This is a genomic window from Rhizobium grahamii (assembly GCF_009498215.1).
Lineage (GTDB): Bacteria > Pseudomonadota > Alphaproteobacteria > Rhizobiales > Rhizobiaceae > Rhizobium > Rhizobium grahamii_A.
In genome coordinates this window covers 1,404,568-1,428,992 of record NZ_CP043499.1, presented here as the reverse complement: position 1 = coordinate 1,428,992, position 24,425 = coordinate 1,404,568, and the positions used below count along the sequence as shown (strand labels likewise).

Genomic DNA, 24,425 nt, shown 5'->3' with positions numbered 1-24,425 from the left:
CGAGTACGAGGCCGCAAGCGACATCTCCTCGCATCTCTTTAGAGAACGGCTGCCGGTTCGCGCACGGGAACGTCCGTGGCCAGGCGCGGTTATACCTTGCGGGAGAGAAGCCGTATCGTCGAGGTGCAATGGTAGCCAAGCCGCTCGTACAGCGGCCGTGCTCCCTCGGAAGCGTGAAGGACCGACCGCGTGAGACCGGTCGCGCGATGCCCTTCGTATAGAGCCTTCCTGACCGTTGCCTCGGCGAATCCACGTCGCTGCAAGCCTGGCTTGGTCGCGACCAGTGCGATAACCAGCCGATCGTTTGTCTCGATTGCTGCCGCCGTAGAGACTGGCACCCCATCTCTCAGCGCCAGATACGCGAACGCTTCATCGCGCAACAGCGTGGAACGAGAGATGCCGTCTCGTCCGCTTTCGCTCGGCAGGCCATAGGCGGCTGAATTGATGTCGGCATAAGCCAGGAGGTGCTGCTCGCTTGCCACGCGCACAAACGTAAGGGATGGGTGCGATGGCGGCTCTTGCGGTATCCAGTTGCAGGCCATGCCGTAGGCTGTCTCCGCGATCTCCAAGCCAGCCTCACGGGCAAGGGCAGGGAGCTGATGGCGTAGCTCCGCCGTCAGAAGCTCCTCAAAGAGCCAGAAGTAGCCTGGTCGCGTTCGCCGTTCCATGTACTCGCGGCCGGCGAGAAGCCGTTGTGAAAGTGCGTCTTGCTTGAAGACCGGTTCAACGAGCGTGATCGAGTTGAACAGGCGAAAGTCGCTATCCGCCCACCGCCGCGCCAGACCGTTCTGATTCCAAACCGCGCCAGCGCCATAGTCGAAGACAATTTTCTCCCAGGTGTCTGCGAACTGCCCGATTGACTCATGGAGCTCGGAATAAAGCTCATTCGCTCTCAGATGCATTGCGCGCCCTCCAGTTCATGTTGGCCGTCGAAAGATGGCGTGCGCGCAACAGAGCTGAATTTCGAATCCAGAGATGCAGGTTTCAGATGCAATTGTCCTCGAGGGACCGATCCAAGTTGCGGAGGATACTTCCCGTCCGGTTCGGTTTTTCGTTCGAACCCGACGCGATCCATACGTGAGTGCGGGAAGCGCTGGGCGTCAGCGCCACGTCGCAAAGATGCATTCGTGTTGACAGCCTCGGCGAGGCTGCTAGCGAGGGAACGGTTCGATCAGGGAGTCGTAGGCAACGTGATACAAGCGGTTGCCGAGCGCACCGAGAAGCATGTTTCGGACAAGATCAGGGGCTGTTCTCAGTCTGTCGCGCTTGCGGCTCTGCTTCTGAACCCACGCGACGCGATGCTTGCGCAACTCGTGAAATTGCGCCAAGGCGCTTGTCAGTGGCTGAGGTCGAGAGATGCATTCAGCCAGGACAACTGCGTCCTCGATCGCCATCCCGGCGCCCTGCGCCATACTGGGGATGAAGCATGGGCGGCGTCTCCGATCAGGACGAGCCGGCCGGCGATAAACGTGCTGAAGGGAACTTCCTCGATCGCTGATCGATGTGCTTCGATACCATCCGAGAGATTTGCGACGATCGGCCCGAGGGGCGAGGCGAAATCCCGGAATGCTGCCTTGAGAGCGGAAATCGAACCGTCGCCAAAGTCCTTGGCGAAACAATCCGCATAAAGATAAAGCTCTGAATCGTTCAGCGGTATGGCGAGAAGCGTTCTGCCGGCGCCGAGCATCGCGGTCCACCCCTCTATCCCGTAACTGTTTTGCGTCAAAAGGCGCCATGCGAACAGGCCGGTTGGCTTGGGCACACTCTCCGGAAAAGCAGAAGCACGTATCGATGAGCGAAGCCCGTCCGCTCCGATCACGAGATCATATTCCTGCACGTGACCGTCGGAGAAGTAGACCTCACGGCACTCCGGCCTCGAAATCGTGTGTATTACCGAGGTTCCAAAATCGATCTGAGTGTTGGTGAGCGACTGTTGGAGCACCTCGACAAGCATGCGACGATGGACTGCAACACACGGCCCGCAGGAGTGCCAAAGATCGTTCGTAACGACATGGTTCAGGACCTTGCCTCTGGATGACATGATCGTTTGCGCGCCGATTGGAAAAGCCTGTGCGCGGACCTGCTCCTGCAGCCCCAAATCGCCGAGCGCACGCATCGCGTTTCCAAGGAGGAAAATGCTTTGGCCGGCGACGGGAGACTCCGTTTGGCGCTCGACGATGTTGACCCGATGGCCGTGAATTTCCAAAGCGCGGGCCGCCGCGAGACCCGCAATGCCTGCTCCAACAATAAGTATTCTCAAAAGCGTTCTCCTGGTCCGCGGCCATCATCAAGAGCCCGGCCGAGGCAGGATGCTTTCAGCTTATGTCGCGGCGACATCAAAACGCTGATAACGCGTTTCATTTGTAAGGGGCCGCGTGGACACGACCTTCTCGATCTCGCACTCAGGAACGATCGGGTTCGGCCCGGATTTGGCTGATCAACGCCCTAAGAGCGGCCGATGGATTTCGGTTCCTGGGATAGTAGAGACAGAGACGTGAGTGTCTGGGCGTCCAGTCGTCGAGGACGCTGCGGAGCCGTCCCATGTCGACGGCTTCCCGGGCAACGGCTCTCGAAATGTAGGCGAGGCCCATCCCGTCAAGGGCTGCCTTCAGCATAAGATTCTGGTCGTCAAGGGTCAGGGAGCCGTGGACTTCCACCGCGTGGGCTCGTCCCTGCTCCTCGAACTCCCAGCGATATGTGCTCCCGTTCGGTATGGCCGCCTTTATGCAGGAGTGGTTGATCAGATCCGCGGGCTTTTGCGGGGCGGGATTGCTGTCCAGATATTCGGGAGATCCCACAACGCAGAAATCGAGATTAAATGGGAGCGGCACGGCAACCATGTCGGCCGGAATGGACTCGGCGAGCCTTATACCCACATCGCAACCTTCGAGGACCACGTCCACGAGACGCGTTTCGGTCGTCACTTCCACCTGCACATCAGGGTATTTGCTGAGGTAGTCGCGCAACAGCGGCGACAAGATCTCGTGGGCCGCCGTAACCGAGCTATTGATACGAAGAGTACCGCTCGGAGTGGTTCCGTGGCTTCCGGCAGCATCCATGGCGCGCTCGATCTCGCTGAGAGACGGGGCCACCCGGCGGATGAATTCCTCGCCGGCGGATGTCAGCGAGACGCTGCGCGTTGTCCGGTTGAACAGCCGGATGCCGAGGCGATTTTCAAGCATGCGAACGTTGCTGCTGAGTGCGGTCGCCGACATCCCAAGCGCGTCTGCTGCGGCGCGAAAGCTAAGGCACTCTGCTACCGTGATCGCAGCTCTCAGCTCCGTAAAACCACTCGACTGAATTGTGCGGAATTTCGGCATAACTCATCCCGATTTAGCTGTCTAAACAGGATAATCCATATCGCTTACTTCTTCGGTATCCAAGACTGTTACCGTGGAGAAATTGAATGGATATGCACCTCACAGGGAAAAGAGCGCTTGTCACCGGCTCGTCCGCCGGACTGGGCGAGGCAACGGCAAAGATGCTTGCCGCTGAAGGAGCGGCGGTCGTCGTTCATGGCCGGGATGCGGCCCGCGCGAACGCGGTGGCGAAGAAGATCAGAGATGCCGGAGGCCGGGCAGACGTCGCGATCGGTGATCTCGCAAACGACGCAGGCGCCGATGCGGTGGCCAATCAGGCCTTGGCCGGCGGCGACATCGACATTCTCGTCAACAATGCCGGTCACTACCACCATCTGGATTGGCACACATCGACACCTGATGTCTGGGCCGAGACCTATCAGATCAACGTGCTGTCCGGTGTTCGCATGATCCAACGGCTTGTTCCGGCGATGGTCAAACGCGGATGGGGCAGGGTCATACAGATCGGCGGCGGCCTGGCGAGCCAACCCATTCCCATGCAGCCGGACTACGAGGCATCGCTTGCCGCTCGTCATAATCTTGCGGTTTCGCTGGCGCGCCGGTTGAAGGATACCGGTGTAACGTCGAACATCGTTTCGCCGGGCGCCATCCTTGTTCCCGCTGTGAAGGACCTGCTTGAGAAGATCGCCCCCAGCCACGGTTGGGGTGAAAGCTGGGATGAGATTGAACGTGGTTGTGTGAACGATATGGTCCCGAACGACATTGGCCGATTGGGACGCCCCGAGGAAATCGCCAGTGCGGTTACCTATCTGGCGAGCGTTCACGCCGGCTATATCAGTGGTGCGACACTCCGCGTCGACGGGGGCACGGTTCGGTCCGTGAACTGAGTTCACCGCCAGCCTGGAATGCTCGCAATGGAGCGCTGGAAAGGATTTGCCCCTTTCCAGCGCTAGGTTATCAGTACCAATCAATGTCCGGTCCGAAAGGGCCGTCGAAGTTTGCTATGTCGGACCCCCATCTCGACCAATCCCAGTTCGTATCGGCGTAAGTCTGAGCCGCCTGCAGCTGGCGGTTCGCGATCTTTTCCTGGATCCGCGTCTTTTGATAGCGGCCATAGGCCTGCGATGATCCGACATAGAGGCAGTCGCAGTTCTTCGGGTCCGCATACACGTAGTTCACGGTCTTTCCACGGGCTAGGATAAGGAGTTTGTTCGGCAGAAGCCGCTTCAACATGGCTTCGCGTTCGGGTGTATTGGCCGGGCGTGCGACGAAGCCCGCCGCCGCCAATCGATCCTCCCGGCTCTCGCCCTTGTCTGCCACTGTCGTGCACGAAGAGATCAAGGGAACAGCACCTAGTGTGAGAACTGCTGCGACTACAATGTTGCGAAAATCTTTCCTCGGTCTCATGTCCACTCTCTCGATTTGTTTTGAACAATGAGAGCATGACATCTTCCCCTAAGACCCAATGCTATACTGTTGGGTCGGAAGACTACCCATTGGTTTACTCGTCAGTGGGCATTCCCTGGTCCGGCCGATCTGGCTCCTTCCCCAACAGCGACGAGGCCGATCCAATGCCGCGTCGTCGCCGGCTGAATAGACCGCTGAAAATGAACTCCCCAAACCAAAGGATAGGCGCGAGAACACCTGAGTATGATTTCGGCGCTCTCGTCCGGATCATAGGTTTTACGAGCCGCACACAAAGCGGTCGACTGAACAAATATCGTTGTTTGCAGCGCTGGCGGAAACCCGCAGCGCCCTTGATCGAAAGGATAAAACCATGAACCGCATTTCAAGCTTCGCAATCGCTGCCGCTTTCTCCACGCTTGCTTTCGCGAGCGCCAGCTACGCCGACAGCCTCACGATGAATGATGGTCCGCAGATCGAAAAGACACTGGCGACCTTCGACCAGGGCTTCAACGTCAAGTATATCAACGACTATCAGAACCAGAAGGATCAGCCGGACGCGCAGGATACCGCGGCACCGCGCACTGACGAAGGTGTCCAGCACATCCAGGCTGCCATCAAGTCCAACAAGCCGCTTTCCGAAAAGCTTGCCTCCAAGGGCATCGCCGTCGACAACGTGGTCAACGTCGAGCAGGCCGCCGACGGCAGCATGACCTTCTGGATCCGCTAAAAAAATCGACTGGTCCGGCTGCAAGAGAGCCGGACCAGTCGCTTGATGAGTTTGCCGAAAAGTGCGCGCTGAACAATTCCCGTCGGAATTGTCTCGAGCCTGGCACGGCGGCATTCATTCCCCGTAGTATCCAATCAGGAGGCGTTCGAACGTGAGCGGGTATCCCACAAAGCTAGGCGCTCCAAGCGGGAATGCCGCGGAAACCCATAAGCGGCAACGGAAGCTCAGCTCGAGCAAGTCAGACGCAATGACCATCCCGATTGATGCGATTACCGGTGTACCTCTGGAAGCAGCGGATGCTTGCCGCATAGCAGATCTACGTCCGGCACTGGCAGACTATCTCCGCGCTCAATACCCGACACTGAAGCCTGATGACTGCATCGATCGAAATGCGATCGAGGACCTTCGACGCCAATATGTCATCGATCTTCTGAAAGACGACAAAGGCGAGCTGACGTCGGACGAGACGGAAGTCGCCGACAGCATCGTCTCCCAGGACACTTTGGCCGAGAATACCGATTCCGAATATGAAGACAATGAGGGAGTTGGCGGGCGCGTCGCGGACGTGGTGGCACGCTCCGGTGGCAGCTGGACTTTCATTATCGGCTTCGCGAGCTTTCTCGTCGGCTGGATGGTTCTGAATGCGACGCTTGGCAAGACGGAAGCGTTCGACGCGTACCCTTATGTCCTTCTCAACTTGATCCTGTCGAGCCTGGCCGCCTTCCAGGCTCCGGTTATCATGATGAGCCAAAGGAGGCAGGAGGCGAAAGACCGCCTGCGCGCGACGAATGACTACAAGGTCAATCTGAAAGCGGAACTCGAAATCCGCAATCTGCACGAAAAAATGGATCGCCTTATCGAACGGCAATGGCAGCGCATCGAAGAACTGCAGCGCCATATCGGCAAGCTCGCGCTTGAAAATGCCGGGATCGAACAGGTGAGCGCAAGTCCCAGGAGAAGCCGTGCCGATCGCTCGGCCGACACGACGACAGAGGTACTACCGGCCGTTGATCGCAGATCATGATCCTTCGAGCAGATCTGCGCGATAGCCGAAGACAACAGTTTCCATCAACAGAAAGGCTTGCCCTATGAGAAAGATCCTTGGTTCCGCCGCCGTTGCTGCCATTTTGCTCCTAGCCGGTGCAGACCTAGCCAGTGCGGATAGCCTCTACATGAATACGAGTCCGGCGCTCGAAAGGACATTGCGCAGCTTCGGCGGCAATTTTGACATTTCCTACGTTCACAATTGGCGACACCAGTCGGATCGGGCAGATGGTCCGGTTTCGGTGGAGCAGCGGACGCCTTCCGCGATCAGGCACATTCAGGCGTCGATCAACTCCAACAGGCAGCTCGTCAGGCGGTTGAACAAACGCGGCGTCGACGTCCGGACTGTTGTGAACGCGGAACAAGCCGCCGACGGAAGCATGACGTTCTACATCAAGTAGCCACGTCGGAACCCCTTGCGGTTTGCTACGGGTTCTTCCGGCTTGTCGGTTCGAGGGTTAGATATGGAGCCCCGGACCGATCACTCGATGCTAGCCGATCTGTCTTGATCACTGCTCCGTGACGGAAGTCCCTCGATCACCAGGGACCTGCCGAGTGCGCTCAAAGCGATGACGCGTTCGATCCTGTCTATGGGTTGAGCCGTTACTCAGCTCTAAATGCTGGCTAGCGAGCAACCGGTTGACGCGCCGCGCGCAGCGTCGACGACGTCTTGCGGGCGCAAAGTCCGGTCGGACGTCGATGGGTCTTTGAGATCAAATTTGTCTCGAGATCGGCGCAAACAAAGAGGGTGTTCGTCTCCTTTCGAAGAGTGGCCTACTCGCAGATGATTGATGAAGCTGCTCGCCAGCTTGTTTTGCCACCGCTCGCCGGAATATCGCTGTCGGCTGGCATCTTCCAACCTGTCGTCGATAGAGCGATTTTGTAACTTCGCGAGCCGCTCAGATTCCGAAAATGCACCGGCAGTGCCTGGCGCAGTGACCTTGTCATCTTTCCTGTCTGGCTTCGTTGAACCATTTGTTGATGATCGCCGAATATGGTCACGGGCATCGAGCACCGACGGCCTTTATTTCCAAATGATGATCTCATCCATTTTCGCAGCGTTCAAAGCGGTTCTGAGATCGGCAGACGGGCTTCTCGAAATGGCGGGTGGTGGATGGGTGAAAGCTAAGGAAGTCGCTGCTAGGTTTCCTGGTTCGCACACTCATGTGATATTCGTCAAAGCAGTTGTAATCCTGATAGTGACGACGCCGCTCGCACTGGCTACGCTTAAAACCCTGATCGTGCCTATTGCCGCCCTTCCGGCCGATTTGCTCGCTTATTTTCACAGCGGAGAAGCACATCCAGAAGCCACCACCACAGATCCCTTAAGTCCGGTTTCGTTGCCTATTGATGGGCTACTGCTCAAAGCTCAAAAAGACTTCGATCCGGTCCAGCCCATCGATCCAGACGTTATCCGTGGACTTCTTCGCAAGGTTGACGACGGACCGATCTCACGATCAAAATCTACGCTTGCGGTCGTAGACAACTTGAGAACCGCTCTGGATATTAGCCTTATATCCCACTTTGGTTTGTCGTCATCGTCAGCCAAATCTGTTCCTCTCGCATTTGTTGCCGGCGACGATCAATACGACAAGGCAATGGCTCAAAGGCTTTCGCGGGTATTCCGGGAAACTGGGTACTCTGTTGGTGAAGCCAGCCCTACGCTAATTGTCAGGGCGAGACTTTTGAAAGTCAGCGTCATTCCTAGTGGTGATGATGGGATGATGGTCGAAGCCAAGGCCGGCATACAACTGACTTGGAGTTGGCTTGGACGCCCCTCGATACCGCTGTCACTACCGGATCTAGATCTGACATTCGAGGAGCCGGGCGACCGCGAGCACGCTCTTGCCCGGCTTTATGACGAAATTGCTTCTCAGATAATGCAGGTGCGACCCTATATGGATACCAATGTCGTCAGGCACCGCGCAGGCTGATGTTCGGCACGCCAAGGGAAACTGTTTTCCACTTCGCGCCTGGATCGCCTTCCGCCGAATCGCTTCGCACGTGGATCAGGAGACCGACGGAGACCTCGTCTCCAACTTCGGTATCTGCACCCGCAGGATAGTTGAAGGCAATCGTCAATGTGACCGAGGTATTGGGATCAACGATTGTAGCATTATTTTCCGTCTGCGTTTTCTGACTGTCGAGGCAGCGAGCGTTGTCCTCGCAGATGTACAGTCCGCCAATCACACCGTTCATATTTCGATTCGCCGAAAAGCTGTGGCCACGGTTATCTACGACGGTCGGGTCATCAGCAATGTAGAGCTGTTTAGCGACTGTGGAGGTATTGGTGAGCACGACGGTTACAACGAGGTTGCTGGCCTTTTTCGACGCTGAAGCGCTTACGGCTTCGGCGATAATTCCTGTCGAGCCAAAAGTCCTGCTCGGCTTTTTCTCTTCAGCAGCTGGGGCCGAAGCGGCTGCAATGCAAATGGCCAGAGCGGAAGAGATAAATAACTTAGCAAACGGCATTGTAACTCCTATTGGCAAATCCAATGGTTTCGATAAACGGCAAAGACCAATATCAACTTAAACGATATGGTGAAGGGATCTAAAGCGCACAAAAGCGCAAGCTTCTGGTTGAGTATTCGGAGATAGAGCGCAGCCCGTGGTCGAGCCCAGGTTGAGCCTGGTATGTTTGAACCCCCATGCAAAGGTCCCTGCGGCATTCCTGTCTGTCGGGAGATTGAAATTCTCCATCTTACCCATACTGCATTCACTGGTTGGGCCTTTTTGCGCAATCCCATTGCGGGTGAAGATTTCGCTGTCAACCCAACCAACCGCAGCGCATACATCTACAGGATGTGTGCGGTATAAGAACAAATATCAAATAACGCACAAAATATTTGACGATACGCCCCTGGAGGCGCTTATTGGCGCGCATTCGACAGCAGATTGCGGGAGGCCATATGGCGAAGATCGTATCGTTGAAGGAAGCCGTCGCCGAAAACGTCAGAGATGGCGACACGGTCGCCATGGAAGGCTTCACCCATCTCATTCCTTATGCCGCCGGTCACGAAGTGATCCGTCAGGGCAAGAAGGATCTCTTCCTGATCCGCATGACCCCGGATATCCTCTACGATCAGCTGATCGGGGTAGGTGCCGCCCGTGGCATGAAATTCTCCTGGGGCGGCAATCCCGGTGTCGGCTCGTTGCATCGCTTCCGTGACGCCGTGGAAAACCAGTGGCCTCGACCGCTGGAGATCGAGGAACACAGCCATGCCGCCATGGCCAACGCCTATGAGGCCGGCGCCGCCAACCTGCCGTTCGCGGCATTGCGCGGCTACATCGGCGCCGATCTTCCGAAGGTGAACCCGAATATCAAGTCGGTGACATGTCCCTTCACCGGGGAAGTGCTGGCAGCCGTTCCGGCCATTCGGCCGGATGTCACGATCATTCACGCGCTGCGTGCCGATCGCACGGGCAACGTGCTGCTGGAAGGCATTGTCGGCGTCCAGAAGGAGGCGGTTCTTGCAGCCAAGCGGTCGATCGTCACGGTCGAGGAGATTGTCGACGAACTCGCTCCGCCATCTCCGAATTCCGTTGTGCTTCCGAGCTGGGCCGTGACTGCGGTGGCCGCGGTTCCAGGCGGCGCATTCCCATCATATGCGCAGGGTTACTATCCGCGCTCGAATGCCTTCTACATCGCCTGGGACGAGATCGCCCGTGATCGCGACAGCTTCCTGAAGTGGGTGGACGAAAACATCATGAATGCGGGGCCGGAAGACTTCGCCAAGCATGCCAAGAAGCAGGCTGCGTGAGGAGGCTGAGATGAGCGATTTTACCCCGACAGAAATGATGACCATCGCAGCCTCGCGCGCCCTGACCAACGACGATGTCTGCTTCGTCGGCATCGGCGCGCCGTCGGCGGCCTGCAACGTCGCGCGGCTCACCCATGCGCCGGACATTACGCTGATCTATGAAAGCGGCACTGTCGGCACGAAGCCCGATGTGCTGCCGCTTTCGATCGGCGACGGTGAACTTTGCGACACGGCTCTGTTTACCGTCTCGGTGCCGGAAATGTTCCGCTACTGGCTGCAGGGCGGCCGCATCACCACCGGCTTCCTCGGTGGCGCCCAGATCGACAAGTTCGCCAATCTGAACACGACTGTCGTCGGTCCTTACGATCATCCGAAGGTTCGTCTGCCGGGTGGCGGCGGGGCACCGGAGATTGCCAGCAATTGCGGTCAGATCTTCATCACCATGGCGCTCTCCAAGCGCGGCTTCGTCGAAAAGCTGCCGTTCATCACCTCCATGGGCCACGGCGAAGGCGGCAATCATCGCGAGCGCCTCGGCATGAAAACGAAGGGGCCGACGCGGGTTATCACCGATCTCTGCATCCTCGAGCCTGATCCCGTCACGAAGGAGCTGACGGTCGTTTCGATCCATCATGGCGTCAGCCGCGAGCAGATTGTCGAAAACTGCGGTTGGGCGATCAAGTTCGCCGACCATGTGATCGAAACGCCGGCTCCGACCGAAACGGAGCTTGCGACGCTGCGCGACATCAACGCGCGCACGAAGAAGGCCCATCAGGGCAACAAGGAGGCCGCTTGAAATGGCTGACGCTTTCATCTGTGACTATATCCGCACGCCGATTGGCCGCTTCGGCGGCTCGCTGTCTGGCGTTCGCGCCGATGACCTCGGCGCAGTGCCGCTGAAGGCATTGATCGAGCGAAACGGCAATGTCGATTGGGAAGCGGTCGACGACGTGATCTTCGGCTGCGCCAACCAGGCCGGCGAAGACAACCGCAACGTCGCCCGCATGTCTGCGCTGCTCTCCGGCCTGCCGGTCTCCGTATCCGGCACGACGATCAACCGCCTGTGCGGCTCCGGTATGGATGCTGTAATTGCGGCGGCACGCGCCATCCGGGCCGGCGAGGCCGATTTGATGATTGCCGGCGGCGTCGAGAGCATGTCGCGCGCGCCTTTCGTCATGCCGAAGGCGGAGACGGCCTTCTCGCGCAACGCCGAAATCTACGACACGACCATCGGTTGGCGTTTCATCAATCCGCTGATGAAGAAGCAGTACGGCGTCGATTCGATGCCGGAGACGGGCGAGAACGTCGCCGCAGACTACAAGGTCTCTCGGGAAGATCAGGATGCGTTTGCCGTTCGAAGCCAGGTGAAGGCAGCCGCAGCGCAGAGCAACGGTCGGCTGGCGAAGGAAATCACGTCCGTCACCATTCCTCAGCGCAAGGGCGATCCTGTCGTCGTGGACAAGGATGAGCATCCGCGCGCAACCACGATGGAAGCGCTCGCGAAGCTCTCCACGCCCTTCAAGAAAGAGGGTGGCACTGTGACTGCTGGCAATGCTTCCGGTGTGAACGATGGCGCCGCTGCGCTCATCATCGCCAGCGAGGCTGCCGCCAAGAAATACGGGCTGACACCGATCGCTCGGATTCTGGGCGGGGCGGCGGCCGGCGTACCGCCGCGGATCATGGGCATCGGCCCGGTTCCGGCATCGCGCAAGCTGATGGCTCGCCTGGGGATGACACACGATCAGTTCGACGTCATCGAACTCAACGAAGCCTTCGCTTCTCAGGGCCTCGCCGTTTTGCGCGAACTCGGTATCGCCGACGACGATAGCCGCGTGAACCGCAACGGTGGCGCGATCGCGCTTGGTCATCCGCTCGGCATGTCCGGTGCGCGCATTGCCGGCACGGCGGCCTTGGAGCTGCGGGAAACCGGCGGGCGGTACTCGCTGTCGACCATGTGCATCGGCGTCGGCCAGGGGATTGCCGTCGCGCTCGAGCGCGTATGATTTGCAATGCCAAATGAAAACGGCGCGGAGATGATCCGCGCCGTTTCCCGTAAAGAAGCTTGCCTCTATGGCATCAACTGGCCGCCATTGACCTCGATGATCTGGCCGGTGACGTAGCCTGATAGCGTTGGAGACGCAAGGAAGAGATAGGCGCCGACACAATCCTCCGGCGTTCCGACGAAGCCCATCGGGATGGATTTACGCTGGAGTTCCATCTGCTCGTCGTTGGTGTAGCGCTCGTGGAACGGGGTGCCGATGACCCCGGGCGCCACCGCGTTGACGCGGATGCGATCCGGAACGAACTCCTTGGCCTGACCGCGCGTGATCGTCGAGACGAAGCCCTTTGATGCCGCATAAAGAACCGCGCCATTGCCGCCGCCGTTGCGCGCGGCAATCGACGTTGTGTTGATGATGAAGCCGCCCTGCTTCTTCAGCCATGGATGGGCCGCGCGCGTCGCGGCGAGCACCGAGCGTGCATTCAAATCCATGACCTTCAGGTAATGCTCGTCGGTATATTCAGCGGTCGGCTTGCGGCCGAGCATGCCGCCGGCGTTGTTGATCAGGCCGTCGAGATGCCCGAAGGTTCTGGCGGTTTCCTCGACCACCCGTTCCGTCTCGCCCTCCTTCGAAACGTCGCCGTGAATGAGGTGCACGGTGCCACCGGCAGCGCGGATCTCTTCTGCTAAAGCCTCGGCAGGCTCCCGGCTCGCATTGTAGTGAATGCCGACTTTCATCTCCTGCGCGGCAAAGGCGCGGGCAAGCGCCGCTCCGATGCCGGTCGAGGCGCCTGTTATCAGCACCGACTTGCCGGCGAGATCCGGGATCTTGATGGATGCGAGCAATTGAGCAAGATTTGCCATGGCAGCGATAGCCTCCAGGAATGTGTTGGGATGGGTAAGGGCGAGTTGGCGGGACCTTATCAGTCACCATCGACACGCGGCAATGGATATCCGCTATGGCGCGAGATCAAGTTCCGGGTAGTGGCGGAAGATGCCGTCCTCGTTGAAGGCGAGGCGGCGATCAGAGCGCAGATAGGCGGCGATGTTCGGGCGCTTGCCGACGGTATCGCGCAGCGCCGTTAGCCCCGGATAGTTGCTCATGTAGGTCTTCATCGCTTTCGGAAAGGCATAGCGCAGACCTTCGATCACCTGAAACAGCGACAGATCAACGTGGCTAAGCTTATCGCCGACAATATGGGTGGGGCCGCCGGGGTTCTGCTGCAGCACCTGCTCGAAATAGCCAAGGAATTTCGGGATGCGTTCCTTGATGAAGGCTGCGGAGCGGGCTTTCGCTTCGTCCTTCTGGTCCGCGTAATAGAGCGACGTCGCGATCGGATGGTGTGTGTCGTGCACCTCGGCGACAAGGTCGGTGATCGTCAGTTGCAAGCCGTTGGCCACATAGCGCAGCTTTTCGTCCGGCGGCGCAAGACCGAGCTTCGGACCGAGGTAAAAGAGAATATTGGCGACGTGCGATACGATGAGGTCGCCGTCCTTCAGAAAGGGCGGCGCAAACGGGATATGCGGCTCGTGCTTGCTTTTCATAAGCTCCAGCATGGCGCCGGTGCCCATGGCGTGGCCCGATTGCCTGGCGACGTCGATATATTCGGCCCCGGCCTCTTCAAGCGCCAGACGAACGAACTCGCCACGCCCCTGGATGCCGTCCCAATAATACAGCTCGTAGGCCATCGATATCCCTCCCGATGCTCATGGTCGCTTATCACCCGCAATCAATGATGCGTATGCTGCTCATTGCGCTTGCGCGTGGCCGCTGCCTTCTTTGCGGACGCGGAACGCTCGGCTGCCGGACGCGCTGCCGACGCAGCCCCGCCTTTTCGCCCGCCCTTTTCGGAGGACTCGTGCGTATCGGCCTTGCCTCTGCCGGATCCGGACTTGTTGCCGCCGCCGCTTTCCTTGTTGACCGTCGCCCAGGCGCGGCGCTCGGCCTCCTTGGTGGAAACGCCCCGATCCTCGTAGCCCTCCTCGATATGCTCGGCTTTTCGTTTCTGCTTGTCCGTGTAAGCGGATTTGTCGCCTCTATGCATGTCGATCTCCTTTCGTTTGAAAGAAGGTCAATGATGAGGTGCGCGAAAGGTTCCGAGCCTCAGCACGACGAGGGCGCGATCTAGCGGCGGTAATATTTGCGGGATACGGCAATGACACGCGCGAGCGTAGACAGGCGCTGCGCCGAAATCTGGCTGGTTTCCCGGAAGAAAAGGCCGACCATGTTGTCGACCGCGATCACGAGGATCATGGCGAGGATGAGATAGGAGATTGCGGCGAAAACCACGAGGTACATTACATCTCACACAGGGGCGATGAACAGGTAGCACCCTGCGACAATCAGGGAAACCAGAATGGCGTCAAAATAGCTTCTGTTCATGACGATCCTCCATCGATGCACGCAGAAAACATTCGAGCCCGATTTTTGTTCCATCCGCGGTCGAGCCGAGGTGAATTTTCTGCGAGTTGGAATCATGTCATGAACGCGCCGATCACAACGATAGAGAGCGATTGCTTCAGGCGTGTGACGCGGTAGGAAAGGGCGCCCCTAGGCGCCCTTGAAACAGAACAGAAATCTTCTGCGTCAGGCGGACTTTCGAACCGAAGCGCGCTTCGCTTCGGTCTTCGGAACACCCTTGGCAGAGCCGTTGGATTTGGGTGCGCTGGTTGCGCGCTTGGCGCGATTTTTTACTTCTTTGCCGTCGACCGAGGCGGCCGACCCTTCAAGCGCCGCGCGTTCCCGCTTGGCCTGTTCCCAATGGATGTGATCCCGGCCGCTTTGGCGACCTTCTTCTTCCCAAAGCGCATAGGCGCGCTTTTTGATCCACTCTTCCTGAGTTTCCGTCATCGCCGATCTCCCGTCCAAGGATGCGAATGTCTAACGCGATACTAAAGGCAGAGTTCCAGACGAATCACCCTCTTTCAAGCTATTTTTGATGCACTGCGGCAATATATGCGCGGCGCAACATCAGGGGTTTCGAGTGCGGTCCCCGGGTTGAACCGGAGCCGTCCTTTTGATGCAATTGAATGGCGAGCGATAGCCGCTATATTTCGCGCATGTTTTATATGATATCGACCTACTGGCCGCATATATTATTCGTTCTTTCGATTGCCATGGGCGCGGCGGCAGCAATACATGCCACCATGACCAAGGAGGAGGTCCGCGCGGCACTTGGCTGGGTCGGGGTCATTCTCCTGTCGCCCATCGTCGGCGCCGTCTTCTATGCCATTGCCGGTATAAATCGTATTCGTCGCGCCTCGCTCAGCCTGCGCCGTGACGCCCTGATACCCGAGGCGGATCTGGACGAACTGGAGAGCTTCGACGCGGACGCCGAGCTCGTCATCAGCGGCTTCGGCCGGCGGTTCGCGGCCTTGCAGACGCTCGGCGATCGCGTTGCCCGCAACCCGATCGCGACCGGCAATACCATCGACATGCTGGAAACCGGCGACGACTGCTACAACGCCATGCAGTCGGCGATCGACACCGCCCAGCGCTCCATCCTCCTGGAAACCTACATATTCGACCGTGACCGGATCGGGCTCCGCATTGCCGACGCCTTGATTGCCGCGGCCAAGCGCGGCGTCGAGGTACGCGTGTTGATCGACGCGGTGGGCGCGCGCTATTCGGTGCCGAGCATTCTCGGCCACCTCGATCAAGGTGGCGTGCAGGTGGCGGTCTTCAACGGAAACGTCATCATGGGGTTGCGGCTGCCCTATGCGAACCTTCGCACCCACCGCAAGATACTTGTCGTCGACGGCGGTCTCGTGCTGACGGGTGGGATGAACATTCGCGAAGGCTTCTCACGGGAGACCGTGGGCGACAGTTTTGCGCGCGACACGCATTTCATGGTGACCGGGCCTGTTGTTGCGGACATCTTCAACGTTGCCGCGGAAGACTGGCGCTTCACGACCGGCGAGGAACTGACGACTGAGGCGTGGCGGATAGCGCCGCCAGAACGGGCGGTGGGCGATCCCGTGTTCATCCGCGCCGTCGCCTCCGGACCTGACAGAAGCATCGAAACAAACCACAAGATGCTGATGGGGGCTTTTTCGGTCGCGCGCAAATCGATCAGGATCATGTCACCCTACTTCCTGCCGGATCGCGAACTGATCAGCGCGCTGGCAACGGCGGCGCGCCGCGGTGTGGAGGTCGATATCGTCGTCCCGCAGGTCAATAACCTGGTGCTGGTCGATCGAGCGATGACCGCTCAGTTCGACCAGATCGTCGCCAATTACTGCCGCATCTGGCGGGCGAGCGGTGCCTTCAGCCATTCGAAGCTGCTGTCCATAGACGGGGTCTGGTCCTACGTCGGATCCTCTAACCTCGATCCGCGGTCGCTGCGCCTGAACTTCGAGATCGATCTGGAGGTGCTCAATGAGGGCTTCGCCAATGAGATCGACGAACATATCGACGAAGCGATCAAGTCTGCGTCACCAGTCACCTTGAACGGGTTGCGATCCCGCCCGTTTCCTGTGCGGCTGCTGGATAAGATTTTGTGGCTTGGATCACCGTACCTGTGACAGTTTTTCCGCGATCGGACATGGCAAGTTTCGGCAGGGCGCCTATACTGCCATAGGTGCCCCTGTTCAACGGAACCTCATCACTGCAATGCATGCCCGCAACGATAGCCTCCCCGCCAGCATTCTTGCCTCGATCCGAAACCGCAAGAAACGGCTGGATACGCTGCATCCGGAAAAGGCGCCGCGGGTGCAAGGCACTCTCATTGCGTCCTATAACGTCCACAAGTGCGTGGGCAACGATCGGCGCTTTGACCCCGAGCGAACCAGTCGCGTAATCCACGAGATCGACGCCGACGTCATTGCGCTGCAGGAGGCGGACACGCGCTTCGGCGAGCGAACCGGGATTCTCGATCTGAACCGGCTGGAGAGGGAAACCGGACTGCTGCCGGTCCCGGTGACCGGCATGAGCAAGGCCCATGGCTGGCATGGCAATGTCGTCCTCTTCAAGAAGGGTCTCGTGCGAGACGTCCACCAGATCAACTTGCCTGGCCTGGAGCCGCGCGGGGCGCTGGTCGCCGAGCTTGAACTGGAGGCAGGCGGCGCGCTGCGCATCATTGCCGCCCATTTCGGCTTGCTTCGACATTCCAGGGCGCGGCAGGCCAAGGTTCTCGTTGAACTGATGGGACAGAAATCCGACACGCCGACCATTCTGCTCGGAGACCTGAACGAATGGCGCCTCGGCGACCGGTCGTCGCTGCATACGTTTCAGTCCATCTTCGGACCGCAACCGGCCGCCGTTCCAAGCTTTCCTGCACGTCTGCCCGTTCTTGCGCTGGATCGGATCATGGTAAATCGCAAGGGTATGGTAGCAACCGTCGAGGCGCACGATACGCCTTTGGCACGCATTGCCTCCGACCATCTGCCGATCAAGGCGGTCGTTAACCTGAGCGGCGAGGAAGAGAAGGTGGTTGGCAAAGCCTCCCGCCCGAAAGCCGGCCATGCCCGATGATAGCAGAGCAAACTGCAGCAAAGACAGACGCTTGACTCCATAGCGGGACATGGCAGTTTCAGCGGCATTCGATTGAGCATTGGAGAGGCTCGACCATGCCGAGGCCGCATGCGCCAGGAAAACCGGAACTGCACGAGCTTGTGCGACGCGTCATGGCGTTGATCGCATCGGCGATCCTGTCGTCGGCCATCGGGCTCACGACCGCATATGCGACTGACCTGCCCCAGCAGAGCGATGCCTCGAAGCAGCAGGTCGGCGATTTGCTGAAGAAGCTGCAGACGGGCTATGCGGGCGCCAAGAGCCTGAAACAGCGACGCTTCGCGTTCGATGACCTGATGGAACAGGCTCCGGAAGCGTCACGCATTCAGGTCAGGCAGGTGGACGCGGGTGGTGTGGATGCCGAACTCATCTGGCCGGCGCGATTGCATCACCCCATGGGCAAGCGCGTGATCCTTTACGTTCACGGCGGCGGTTTCTTTGCCGGCTCACCCGAGACGCATCAGGCACTCGCCGGTTCGCTGGCAAAGGCGGCATCGTCAGATGTTCTCCTGATCGACTATCGACTTGCGCCGGAATATCCGTTTCCCGCCCAGATCGATGATACGTTGACGGCCTATCAGTGGCTTCTGGATTCCGGGTACGAGAACGACAACGTGGTCATCGCCGGCGACTCGACGGGCGCCACCCTGGCGATCGAGGCCGTGTTGCGACAGATCACTTTGAGGGGGCCATTGCCTGCGGCCGTCATCGCCATGAGCCCGGTGGTCAATTTGCTGCCGCAGGACCAGCAGGACGGCGCCTCCGACCCCTTGACTGCCAGCTTCCTGTCGGACGACGCACGTGCGGCCTATCTCGGCGCAAGGTCTCCCAGCGATCCGCGGGTGTCGCCACTCTATGCCGACATGAAGGGCTTTCCGCCGCTTCTGGTTCAGGTCGGTTCGAACGACGCATTGCTAAGCGATACGCTGCAGCACGCGGAGAAAGCCCGGCAGGCCGGCGTCGACGTTACCTTGCAGCAATGGCCGGGAATGACCCACCAATGGCAGCTCTTCCCATTCTGGCTGGATGATGCCCGCCAGTCCAACCAGAAAGCAGCCGAATACGCGCTGCAGCATTTCTCCGACAGGCCGAAGGAGTGAATTAAGCGACGTTTCGGCTGCCGTCGGCCGCGCAGGCGCTCCTCAGGTCACATAGCCTGAACGCGGGACAAGCCGCGCTTGCTGTCGGCGTAGTGAGCGCGCTTCTGCTCGTACATGGCAAGATCCGCCCGCCGAACCGTTGCTTCCATCGTCTCGCCAACATCGCTGGTCGCGATGCCGAAGGATATGCTCAGCGGCGCATTCGAGTAGAACTGGTTGTTGATCTTCAGCAGCTCGTTGATGGTATCCATCATTGCGCCTGCGGCCTGTCGATCCGCGCCGGGCATCAGAACGGCAAATTCGTCACCGCCGATACGGGCCGCGTGGTTGGGAAGCGAGACAGCGCCGTTCAGCACCTCTCCGAGCCGCCGCAGAAGTGCGTCGCCGGCATCGTGGCCAAGCTGGTCGTTGGCGTCCTTGAGGCCGTTGAGGTCGATGATGATCGCCGATACGGGCCGTAATGTCTTGCGCTCCAGCCGGTTCAGCTCGTCGACATAGAAGGCGCGGTTATGCAGCTTGGTCAGCACGTCGTGCTTGCCGAGATATTCCAGATAGGCTTCCGCCTTCTTGCGCGCCGTAATGTCGGTGAGCGCCACCTGGATCAGCGACCAGTCCTTCTCACGTCCCGGCAGAACCGAGAATTGCAGCAGAACGAAACGTTCGGAGCCGTCGAGCGCATAGTTGATGACCTCGCGCTGGTGCATCAGATTTCCGTTCCACAACTCGATCAGCTGCTCGCGGAAATGCTTTTCCATCTCGTCACGGAAAATGCTGTTCAGGCTTTGGAGAAGCGTCTTGCGGTCGGGCGCGCAGAACAGATCGAGCGTCGCCTGGTTGACGTTGATCACCTTGATCTCGCTCATGCACTGCCGCACGAATTCCGGGTGGACGTCGGTGAACACGCGAAAATCGACGATGCCGCGATCGCGTACATCCTGCAGCAATGTCTTGATACGGCTGAAGTCCTCGACCCAGAGCGATACGGGGGAGTGCTCGAATATGCCTTCGGCATATTGACGGTTCTCGCGCTCGTTCCTCCGCGCCTGCTCCCGGTCGCTGACATCTTCGGTCGTCAGAAGCAGCCGGGCCAGCGTTTGCTCGTGTCCGGGAAGCACCGCGCCGCGCAGCTGGATGTCGAGCCGTCGGCCGGAGAGGGAATAGTTGACGGCGCTGCCGCTGAACTCCGTCTTTCCTTCCCAGAGAGCCGCCAATTCGTTGACATGGCTTTCCAGCATCTCGTCGCGAAACACCCTGCCGAGATTGCTCGTCAGGTGGTCGATGTCTTCGGCTTCGAAGAGCTCGAGCGTCTTGGCGTTGACACGCAGGACCCGGATTTTAGCGGAGCAGGTTGCGACCCGTGACGGATCTTCCCGCAGGAATGTGCGGATGTCTTCGACGCCGGCCGAACGCCAGGCATCGAACTGGGCTTTGACCCCGCTGAAATCCTCGATCCACATCGCGATTGGCGCCAGATCGAAAACGTCAGTGTCGGCCGAGTCAGCTGTCATGGGGTCACCGCTAGAGCGTCAATCGCAAGCGCGGTCGAGGCGCGCGCCTGATCGGGAGATTGCGTCAACTCTTACTAGCGATTGGTAAACCATAGATTGACGTTGGCGGCACGATATTGCCCGTGCCGCCAGTCTGGCTGCGTCACGATGCCGTGCGAAACAGCTTCCAGCGCGTTGGCCGGAAAGCGATCCGGCTGCGGTCGAGGCTGTCGATCTGGGCAGGAGGAAGCTCCAGCTCGATCGGCGGATGGTCCTTGCCGATGTTCAGTTCGATGTGACGGGTACCAGCCACGCGCCTGCTGCTCGTCATCAGTCCAGCGATGCAGCCGCCGCAGCCGTCCCTGAGTTCAATGTCATGCGGACGGAAGTAAAGCTGCGCCTCGCCATCGGGCTCGCCTTCGGCCTTCAACCCGAGGGGGCGATCCTCGAACCATATCTCGCCATCCGCAATCCGGACCTGCAGACAGTTGGACTGGCCGACGAAACCGAACACGAAAGGCGAATTCGGGTTGTCATAGACATCGTCAGGGGTGCCGACCTGTTCGATCGCACCCTGGCTCATGACGACGACGCGATCCGCCAGTTCCATCGCTTCATCCTGGTCGTGCGTCACGAAGACAGTCGTGTGGCCAGTGCGATCGTGGATCTCACGCAGCCATTTGCGTAGATCCTTGCGGACCTGGGCGTCGAGCGCGCCAAATGGTTCGTCGAGCAACAGCACGTTCGGCTCGACCGCCATGGCGCGCGCCAGCGCGACGCGCTGACGCTGGCCGCCCGAAAGCTGCGTCGGATAGCGCTTCTCAAGACCGGAAAGCTGTACAAGTTCCAGCAGCTCGAGCGCGCGGCGACGGATTTCCGCCTTCGGCGGCCGGCGTGCTCCGTGGCGCACCTTGAGGCCGAACGAGACGTTGTCGAGAACCGTCATATGCCGGAACAATGCATAGTGCTGGAAGACGAAGCCGATATTGCGTTCCTGTACCGTCTTTCTGGAGGCGTCCTCGTTGCCGAAGAACACCTTGCCATCGGTCGGGCTCTCAAGGCCGGCGATCAACCGCAGAAGCGTCGTCTTGCCAGAACCGGATGGCCCGAGCAGAGCGATGAGCTCGCCAGACCGTATATCGAGCGACACATCGTGAAGAGCCGGAAAACGCTCGAATTCCTTGCGTATGTTTTGGACGCGAACTTCCATTCTATTTCCTTCAATGCCGCCGGCTTGCGGCGATTTCTTCGCTGTAGCGCATTTCGAGGAGCGTCTTCAAAACGAGCGTGACCAAAGCAAGCAGGGCAAGCAACGTGGCAACAGCGAAGGCACCGGTGAAATTGTATTCGTTATAAAGGATTTCGACCTGCAGCGGCATCGTATTGGTCTGTCCGCGGATATGACCCGAGACGACAGATACGGCGCCGAACTCGCCCATTGCGCGGGCGTTGCACAGCAATACGCCGTAGAGCAGCCCCCATTTGATGTTCGGAAGGGTGACATACCAGAACGTCTGCCAACCATTGGCGCCGAGCGAGATTGCGGCCTCTTCATCGCCCGTTCCCTGTTCCTGCATGAGCGGGATCAATTCCCGTGCCACGAAGGGAAAGGTGACGAACATCGTCGCGAGGATCAGGCCCGGGACAGCGAAGAGGATCTTGATGTCGTGCGCGCTCAACCAGCTGCCGAGATAGGTATTGGCCCCGAACAGCAGGACGAAGACCAGGCCGGCGATGACAGGCGATACCGAAAACGGCAGATCGATAAGGGTCGTCAGGAAAGCCTTGCCCTTGAACTCGAATTTGGCGATTGCCCAGGCGGCAGCAACGCCGAAGACCAGGTTCAGCGGAACGCTGATGCCCGCCACGATCAGCGTCAGCTTGATCGCGGAGAAGGTTTCCGCGTCCTGCAGCGCTTCGAAGAATGCAGCTCCGCCTTTTCGGAACGCCTCGACGAAGACGGCCGCAAGCGGCAAAAGCAGGATCAAGGTCAGGAAGACGAGCGACGCCAGGATCAGCGTCCAGCGCGCCACCCGATGTTCGGTGACGACGGAGCGAACCTTTGTTGTCGTGATGGTGCCATCAAGCGCCATAACCGTACCTCCGCCTGCTCCATCCCTGGATGAGGTTGATCACCAGCAGCAGCACGAACGACAGCACCAGCATGACTGCGGCAATGCCTGTCGCGGCTGCGTAATTGTATTCCTCGAGCTTGATCACGATCAGCAGGGGCGCGATTTCCGATTTGAACGGCAGGTTGCCGGCGATGAAGATGACCGAGCCGTACTCTCCGACGCCGCGAGCGAAGGCGAGGGCAAAGCCGGTCAATACAGCGGGGGCAAGCCCCGGCAGCAGAACACGGAAGATCGTCTGCAGGCGCGTCGCGCCGAGCGTGGCGGCGGCTTCTTCGACTTCCTTGTCGATCTCTTCCATCACAGGCTGGACCGTTCGAACCACGAAGGGCAGGCCGACGAAAACGAGAGCGATGACGATACCGAGCGGCGTAAACGCGATCTTGATTCCGAGCGGTGTCAGAAACTGTCCGACCCAGCCGTTCGGCGCATAGAGGGTGGCGAGTGCAATACCGGCGACGGCAGTCGGCAGAGCGAAGGGTAGGTCGACCATTGCGTCGATCACGCGCTTGCCGGGGAAGCGATAGCGGACGAGTACCCACGCAAGCACGATGCCGAACACGGCGTTGACACAGGCGGCCGCAAAGGCAGTTCCGAAGCTGATGCGCAAAGCGTTCAGCGTGCGCGCATCGAGTGCGATGGCCCAGAAACTGGCCCAGCCGAGCTCGCTCGACCTCCAGGCAAGGCCAGAGAGCGGGATGAGGATCAAGAGGGTGAGCCAGGTCAAGGTGAGGCCGAGCGCCATTCCAAATCCTGGAATGACGCTCGGCCGCCTGAACCGCCACCGTGTGGGGCTATGTGCTGTCATGCGATGTATTATTGGGCCGGCTTGTAGATTTGGTCAAATACACCGCCGTCGCCGAAGAATTTCGGCTGAGCGTCCTTCCAACCACCGAAGTCGTCGATCGTTGCGAGCGTCAGCTTCGGGAAGCGGGCGATATCTGCAGGATCGGCAGCTTCCGGCTTGATCGGACGGTAGAAGTGCTTGGCAGCAATCTTCTGGCCTTCGTCGGAGTAGAGGTAGTTGAGGTAGGCTTCGGCCACCTTGCGCGTGCCCTTCTTGTCGACGTTGCCGTCAACGATCGCAACCGGCGGATCCGCGCGGATCGAGAAGCTCGGCGTTACGATCTCGAACTGATCAGGGCCGAGTTCTTCGAGGGAGAGGTAGGCTTCGTTCTCCCAGGCAAGCAACACGTCGCCGAGGCCACGCTGTACGAAGGTCGTCGTTGCGCCGCGCGCGCCGGTATCGAGAACCGGAACGTGCTGAAGCAGCTTCGTAACGTATTCCTGCGCCTTGGCGTCATCGCCGCCATTGGCCTGCTTGGCCCATGCCCAGGCAGCCAGGAAGTTCCAACGAGCGCCGCCCGAGGTCTTCGGGTTCGGGGTGATGACCTGAACGTCGTCCTTCACCAGATCGGCCCAGTCCTTGATGCCCTTCGGGTTGCCCTTGCGGACAAGGAACACGATCGTCGAGGTGTAGGGCGTGGAATTGTTCGGGAACTTGGTCTTCCAGTCGGCCGGGATCTTGCCGGTCTTCTTGGCGATCGCGTCGATGTCGCCTTCGAGAGCGAGGGTAACGACGTCGGCCTCAAGTCCGTCGATGACCGAGCGGGCCTGTGCGCCGGATCCGCCGTGCGACGCCTGGATCGTAACGGCTTCGCCCGTGTCCGCCTGCCACTTCTTCGCGAATGCGGCGTTGAAATCCTTGTAGAGTTCCCTCGTCGGATCGTAGGAAACGTTCAAGAGGGCCTGGTCCGCGAATGCGGGCGCAACAGCGCTGATTGCTACGCTACCTGCAAATACCGCGGCTGCCAGAAGCCGCGTAATCCGTACTGATTTCATCGGGAACCTCCTTCGTTCATGAGCCAAACTCTACCAAGTTGGTCGTATAATGAAACGAAGATTGTTTCTGTTCCGCGGCTGCCAGCCGGAATGGAGT

At 59.3% G+C, this 24,425-nt stretch carries 26 protein-coding genes; 11 read left to right on the top strand and 15 right to left on the bottom strand.

Going from position 1 to position 24,425, the window contains the following annotated elements; all coding sequences use genetic code 11:
• Positions 1-89: 89 nt before the first annotated feature.
• The 3 genes from FZ934_RS25355 to FZ934_RS25345 form a co-directional block, all read right to left on the bottom strand.
• On the bottom strand, positions 90-902 hold the full coding sequence (locus tag FZ934_RS25355) for a GNAT family N-acetyltransferase (RefSeq protein WP_153273560.1): 813 nt from the start codon (positions 900-902) through the stop codon (positions 90-92).
• A gap of 434 nt (positions 903-1,336) precedes the next feature.
• The gene (locus FZ934_RS25350) at positions 1,337-2,260 is read right to left on the bottom strand and encodes an FAD-dependent monooxygenase (RefSeq protein WP_246737942.1); all 924 of its coding nucleotides are present in this window, start codon (positions 2,258-2,260) and stop codon (positions 1,337-1,339) included.
• A 142-nt stretch (positions 2,261-2,402) separates the two neighbouring features.
• Positions 2,403-3,320: a LysR family transcriptional regulator gene (locus FZ934_RS25345; RefSeq protein ID WP_153273559.1), complete on the bottom strand. Its 918-nt coding sequence runs from the start codon at positions 3,318-3,320 to the stop codon at positions 2,403-2,405.
• Positions 3,321-3,406: 86 nt separating this feature from the next.
• Between FZ934_RS25345 and FZ934_RS25340 the strand changes: the two genes are divergently transcribed.
• On the top strand, positions 3,407-4,207 hold the full coding sequence (locus tag FZ934_RS25340; protein ID WP_153273558.1) for an SDR family NAD(P)-dependent oxidoreductase: 801 nt from the start codon (positions 3,407-3,409) through the stop codon (positions 4,205-4,207).
• A 70-nt stretch (positions 4,208-4,277) separates the two neighbouring features.
• Here the strand turns inward: FZ934_RS25340 and FZ934_RS25335 are convergent, their stop codons facing one another.
• Positions 4,278-4,727 (bottom strand): hypothetical protein, encoded by a 450-nt coding sequence (locus tag FZ934_RS25335; RefSeq protein WP_153273557.1) that lies wholly within the window; start codon positions 4,725-4,727, stop codon positions 4,278-4,280.
• 370 nt (positions 4,728-5,097) lie between these two features.
• Between FZ934_RS25335 and FZ934_RS25330 the strand changes: the two genes are divergently transcribed.
• From FZ934_RS25330 to FZ934_RS25315, 4 genes are all read left to right on the top strand, one after another.
• Entirely contained in the window at positions 5,098-5,454 is a 357-nt protein-coding gene (locus FZ934_RS25330; RefSeq protein WP_153273556.1) for a hypothetical protein, read from the top strand.
• A gap of 247 nt (positions 5,455-5,701) precedes the next feature.
• Positions 5,702-6,478, top strand: coding sequence for a DUF1003 domain-containing protein (locus tag FZ934_RS25325; protein ID WP_153273555.1), 777 nt, complete (start codon positions 5,702-5,704; stop codon positions 6,476-6,478).
• A gap of 148 nt (positions 6,479-6,626) precedes the next feature.
• Positions 6,627-6,899, top strand: a complete 273-nt coding sequence (locus FZ934_RS25320; RefSeq protein WP_246737941.1) for a hypothetical protein — start codon at positions 6,627-6,629, stop codon at positions 6,897-6,899.
• Positions 6,900-7,289: 390 nt separating this feature from the next.
• Positions 7,290-8,432, top strand: a complete 1,143-nt coding sequence (locus FZ934_RS25315; protein WP_153273553.1) for a hypothetical protein — start codon at positions 7,290-7,292, stop codon at positions 8,430-8,432.
• Here FZ934_RS25315 and FZ934_RS25310 read toward each other — a convergent pair.
• Entirely contained in the window at positions 8,413-8,970 is a 558-nt protein-coding gene (locus tag FZ934_RS25310) for a hypothetical protein (protein ID WP_153273552.1), read from the bottom strand. The genes FZ934_RS25315 and FZ934_RS25310 overlap by 20 nt on opposite strands.
• Before the next feature lie 437 nt (positions 8,971-9,407).
• On the opposite strand from FZ934_RS25310, the gene FZ934_RS25305 reads away from it, so the two are divergent.
• Genes FZ934_RS25305 through pcaF form a run of 3 tightly spaced genes read left to right on the top strand, consistent with a single transcriptional unit; the run spans position 9,408 to position 12,259 of the window.
• On the top strand, positions 9,408-10,259 hold the full coding sequence (locus tag FZ934_RS25305) for a CoA transferase subunit A (RefSeq protein WP_153273551.1): 852 nt from the start codon (positions 9,408-9,410) through the stop codon (positions 10,257-10,259).
• Positions 10,260-10,269: 10 nt separating this feature from the next.
• Positions 10,270-11,052, top strand: coding sequence for a CoA-transferase subunit beta (locus FZ934_RS25300; protein WP_153273550.1), 783 nt, complete (start codon positions 10,270-10,272; stop codon positions 11,050-11,052).
• Position 11,053: 1 nt separating this feature from the next.
• Positions 11,054-12,259: a 3-oxoadipyl-CoA thiolase gene (gene pcaF, locus FZ934_RS25295; RefSeq protein WP_153273549.1), complete on the top strand. Its 1,206-nt coding sequence runs from the start codon at positions 11,054-11,056 to the stop codon at positions 12,257-12,259.
• A gap of 65 nt (positions 12,260-12,324) precedes the next feature.
• On the opposite strand, the gene FZ934_RS25290 is transcribed toward pcaF, so the two are convergent.
• The 5 genes from FZ934_RS25290 to FZ934_RS25275 all read right to left on the bottom strand — a co-directional run bounded on the left by FZ934_RS25290 (position 12,325) and on the right by FZ934_RS25275 (position 15,106).
• Positions 12,325-13,119: an SDR family NAD(P)-dependent oxidoreductase gene (locus FZ934_RS25290; protein ID WP_153273548.1), complete on the bottom strand. Its 795-nt coding sequence runs from the start codon at positions 13,117-13,119 to the stop codon at positions 12,325-12,327.
• A 93-nt stretch (positions 13,120-13,212) separates the two neighbouring features.
• Positions 13,213-13,944: a glutathione S-transferase gene (locus FZ934_RS25285; RefSeq protein WP_153273547.1), complete on the bottom strand. Its 732-nt coding sequence runs from the start codon at positions 13,942-13,944 to the stop codon at positions 13,213-13,215.
• A gap of 41 nt (positions 13,945-13,985) precedes the next feature.
• On the bottom strand, positions 13,986-14,300 hold the full coding sequence (locus tag FZ934_RS25280) for a plasmid stabilization protein (RefSeq protein WP_153273546.1): 315 nt from the start codon (positions 14,298-14,300) through the stop codon (positions 13,986-13,988).
• Positions 14,301-14,380: 80 nt separating this feature from the next.
• The gene (locus FZ934_RS27915) at positions 14,381-14,554 is read right to left on the bottom strand and encodes a hypothetical protein (protein ID WP_194273827.1); all 174 of its coding nucleotides are present in this window, start codon (positions 14,552-14,554) and stop codon (positions 14,381-14,383) included.
• A 288-nt stretch (positions 14,555-14,842) separates the two neighbouring features.
• Positions 14,843-15,106, bottom strand: coding sequence for a DUF2934 domain-containing protein (locus tag FZ934_RS25275; protein WP_153273545.1), 264 nt, complete (start codon positions 15,104-15,106; stop codon positions 14,843-14,845).
• A gap of 209 nt (positions 15,107-15,315) precedes the next feature.
• On the opposite strand from FZ934_RS25275, the gene FZ934_RS25270 reads away from it, so the two are divergent.
• The 3 genes from FZ934_RS25270 (at position 15,316) to FZ934_RS25260 (ending at position 18,867) form a co-directional block, all read left to right on the top strand.
• A complete protein-coding gene (locus tag FZ934_RS25270) occupies positions 15,316-16,779 on the top strand; it encodes a phospholipase D-like domain-containing protein (protein WP_153274036.1) in 1,464 nt (487 codons plus the stop codon).
• Positions 16,780-16,867: 88 nt separating this feature from the next.
• On the top strand, positions 16,868-17,728 hold the full coding sequence (locus tag FZ934_RS25265) for an endonuclease/exonuclease/phosphatase family protein (protein ID WP_153273544.1): 861 nt from the start codon (positions 16,868-16,870) through the stop codon (positions 17,726-17,728).
• Positions 17,729-17,880: 152 nt separating this feature from the next.
• Positions 17,881-18,867 (top strand): alpha/beta hydrolase, encoded by a 987-nt coding sequence (locus tag FZ934_RS25260; RefSeq protein WP_153274035.1) that lies wholly within the window; start codon positions 17,881-17,883, stop codon positions 18,865-18,867.
• Positions 18,868-18,914: 47 nt separating this feature from the next.
• Here FZ934_RS25260 and FZ934_RS25255 read toward each other — a convergent pair whose 3' ends face one another.
• The 5 genes from FZ934_RS25255 to FZ934_RS25235 form a co-directional block, all read right to left on the bottom strand.
• A complete protein-coding gene (locus tag FZ934_RS25255; protein WP_153273543.1) occupies positions 18,915-20,375 on the bottom strand; it encodes a sensor domain-containing diguanylate cyclase in 1,461 nt (486 codons plus the stop codon).
• A 142-nt stretch (positions 20,376-20,517) separates the two neighbouring features.
• Positions 20,518-21,564: a sulfate/molybdate ABC transporter ATP-binding protein gene (locus FZ934_RS25250; protein WP_113362624.1), complete on the bottom strand. Its 1,047-nt coding sequence runs from the start codon at positions 21,562-21,564 to the stop codon at positions 20,518-20,520.
• A 10-nt stretch (positions 21,565-21,574) separates the two neighbouring features.
• Positions 21,575-22,447: a sulfate ABC transporter permease subunit CysW gene (cysW, locus tag FZ934_RS25245; RefSeq protein WP_153273542.1), complete on the bottom strand. Its 873-nt coding sequence runs from the start codon at positions 22,445-22,447 to the stop codon at positions 21,575-21,577.
• A complete protein-coding gene (gene cysT / locus FZ934_RS25240; RefSeq protein ID WP_153273541.1) occupies positions 22,437-23,294 on the bottom strand; it encodes a sulfate ABC transporter permease subunit CysT in 858 nt (285 codons plus the stop codon). The genes cysW and cysT overlap by 11 nt, the downstream gene beginning before the upstream one ends.
• Before the next feature lie 8 nt (positions 23,295-23,302).
• Positions 23,303-24,328, bottom strand: a complete 1,026-nt coding sequence (locus FZ934_RS25235) for a sulfate ABC transporter substrate-binding protein (protein WP_153273540.1) — start codon at positions 24,326-24,328, stop codon at positions 23,303-23,305.
• Between the last annotated feature and the right edge of the window lie 97 nt (positions 24,329-24,425).

Coding starts and splice junctions, on each gene's coding strand:
- FZ934_RS25355 (WP_153273560.1), bottom strand. CDS start 902: ATGCATCTGAGAGCGAATGAGCTTTATTCCGAGCTCCATGAGTCAATC.
- FZ934_RS25345 (WP_153273559.1), bottom strand. CDS start 3,320: ATGCCGAAATTCCGCACAATTCAGTCGAGTGGTTTTACGGAGCTGAGA.
- FZ934_RS25340 (WP_153273558.1), top strand. CDS start 3,407: ATGGATATGCACCTCACAGGGAAAAGAGCGCTTGTCACCGGCTCGTCC.
- FZ934_RS25335 (WP_153273557.1), bottom strand. CDS start 4,727: ATGAGACCGAGGAAAGATTTTCGCAACATTGTAGTCGCAGCAGTTCTC.
- FZ934_RS25330 (WP_153273556.1), top strand. CDS start 5,098: ATGAACCGCATTTCAAGCTTCGCAATCGCTGCCGCTTTCTCCACGCTT.
- FZ934_RS25325 (WP_153273555.1), top strand. CDS start 5,702: ATGACCATCCCGATTGATGCGATTACCGGTGTACCTCTGGAAGCAGCG.
- FZ934_RS25320 (WP_246737941.1), top strand. CDS start 6,627: ATGAATACGAGTCCGGCGCTCGAAAGGACATTGCGCAGCTTCGGCGGC.
- FZ934_RS25315 (WP_153273553.1), top strand. CDS start 7,290: ATGAAGCTGCTCGCCAGCTTGTTTTGCCACCGCTCGCCGGAATATCGC.
- FZ934_RS25310 (WP_153273552.1), bottom strand. CDS start 8,970: ATGCCGTTTGCTAAGTTATTTATCTCTTCCGCTCTGGCCATTTGCATT.
- FZ934_RS25305 (WP_153273551.1), top strand. CDS start 9,408: ATGGCGAAGATCGTATCGTTGAAGGAAGCCGTCGCCGAAAACGTCAGA.
- FZ934_RS25300 (WP_153273550.1), top strand. CDS start 10,270: ATGAGCGATTTTACCCCGACAGAAATGATGACCATCGCAGCCTCGCGC.
- pcaF (WP_153273549.1), top strand. CDS start 11,054: ATGGCTGACGCTTTCATCTGTGACTATATCCGCACGCCGATTGGCCGC.
- FZ934_RS25290 (WP_153273548.1), bottom strand. CDS start 13,119: ATGGCAAATCTTGCTCAATTGCTCGCATCCATCAAGATCCCGGATCTC.
- FZ934_RS25285 (WP_153273547.1), bottom strand. CDS start 13,944: ATGGCCTACGAGCTGTATTATTGGGACGGCATCCAGGGGCGTGGCGAG.
- FZ934_RS25280 (WP_153273546.1), bottom strand. CDS start 14,300: ATGCATAGAGGCGACAAATCCGCTTACACGGACAAGCAGAAACGAAAA.
- FZ934_RS27915 (WP_194273827.1), bottom strand. CDS start 14,554: ATGTACCTCGTGGTTTTCGCCGCAATCTCCTATCTCATCCTCGCCATG.
- FZ934_RS25275 (WP_153273545.1), bottom strand. CDS start 15,106: ATGACGGAAACTCAGGAAGAGTGGATCAAAAAGCGCGCCTATGCGCTT.
- FZ934_RS25270 (WP_153274036.1), top strand. CDS start 15,316: ATGTTTTATATGATATCGACCTACTGGCCGCATATATTATTCGTTCTT.
- FZ934_RS25265 (WP_153273544.1), top strand. CDS start 16,868: ATGCATGCCCGCAACGATAGCCTCCCCGCCAGCATTCTTGCCTCGATC.
- FZ934_RS25260 (WP_153274035.1), top strand. CDS start 17,881: ATGGCGTTGATCGCATCGGCGATCCTGTCGTCGGCCATCGGGCTCACG.
- FZ934_RS25255 (WP_153273543.1), bottom strand. CDS start 20,375: ATGACAGCTGACTCGGCCGACACTGACGTTTTCGATCTGGCGCCAATC.
- FZ934_RS25250 (WP_113362624.1), bottom strand. CDS start 21,564: ATGGAAGTTCGCGTCCAAAACATACGCAAGGAATTCGAGCGTTTTCCG.
- cysW (WP_153273542.1), bottom strand. CDS start 22,447: ATGGCGCTTGATGGCACCATCACGACAACAAAGGTTCGCTCCGTCGTC.
- cysT (WP_153273541.1), bottom strand. CDS start 23,294: ATGACAGCACATAGCCCCACACGGTGGCGGTTCAGGCGGCCGAGCGTC.
- FZ934_RS25235 (WP_153273540.1), bottom strand. CDS start 24,328: ATGAAATCAGTACGGATTACGCGGCTTCTGGCAGCCGCGGTATTTGCA.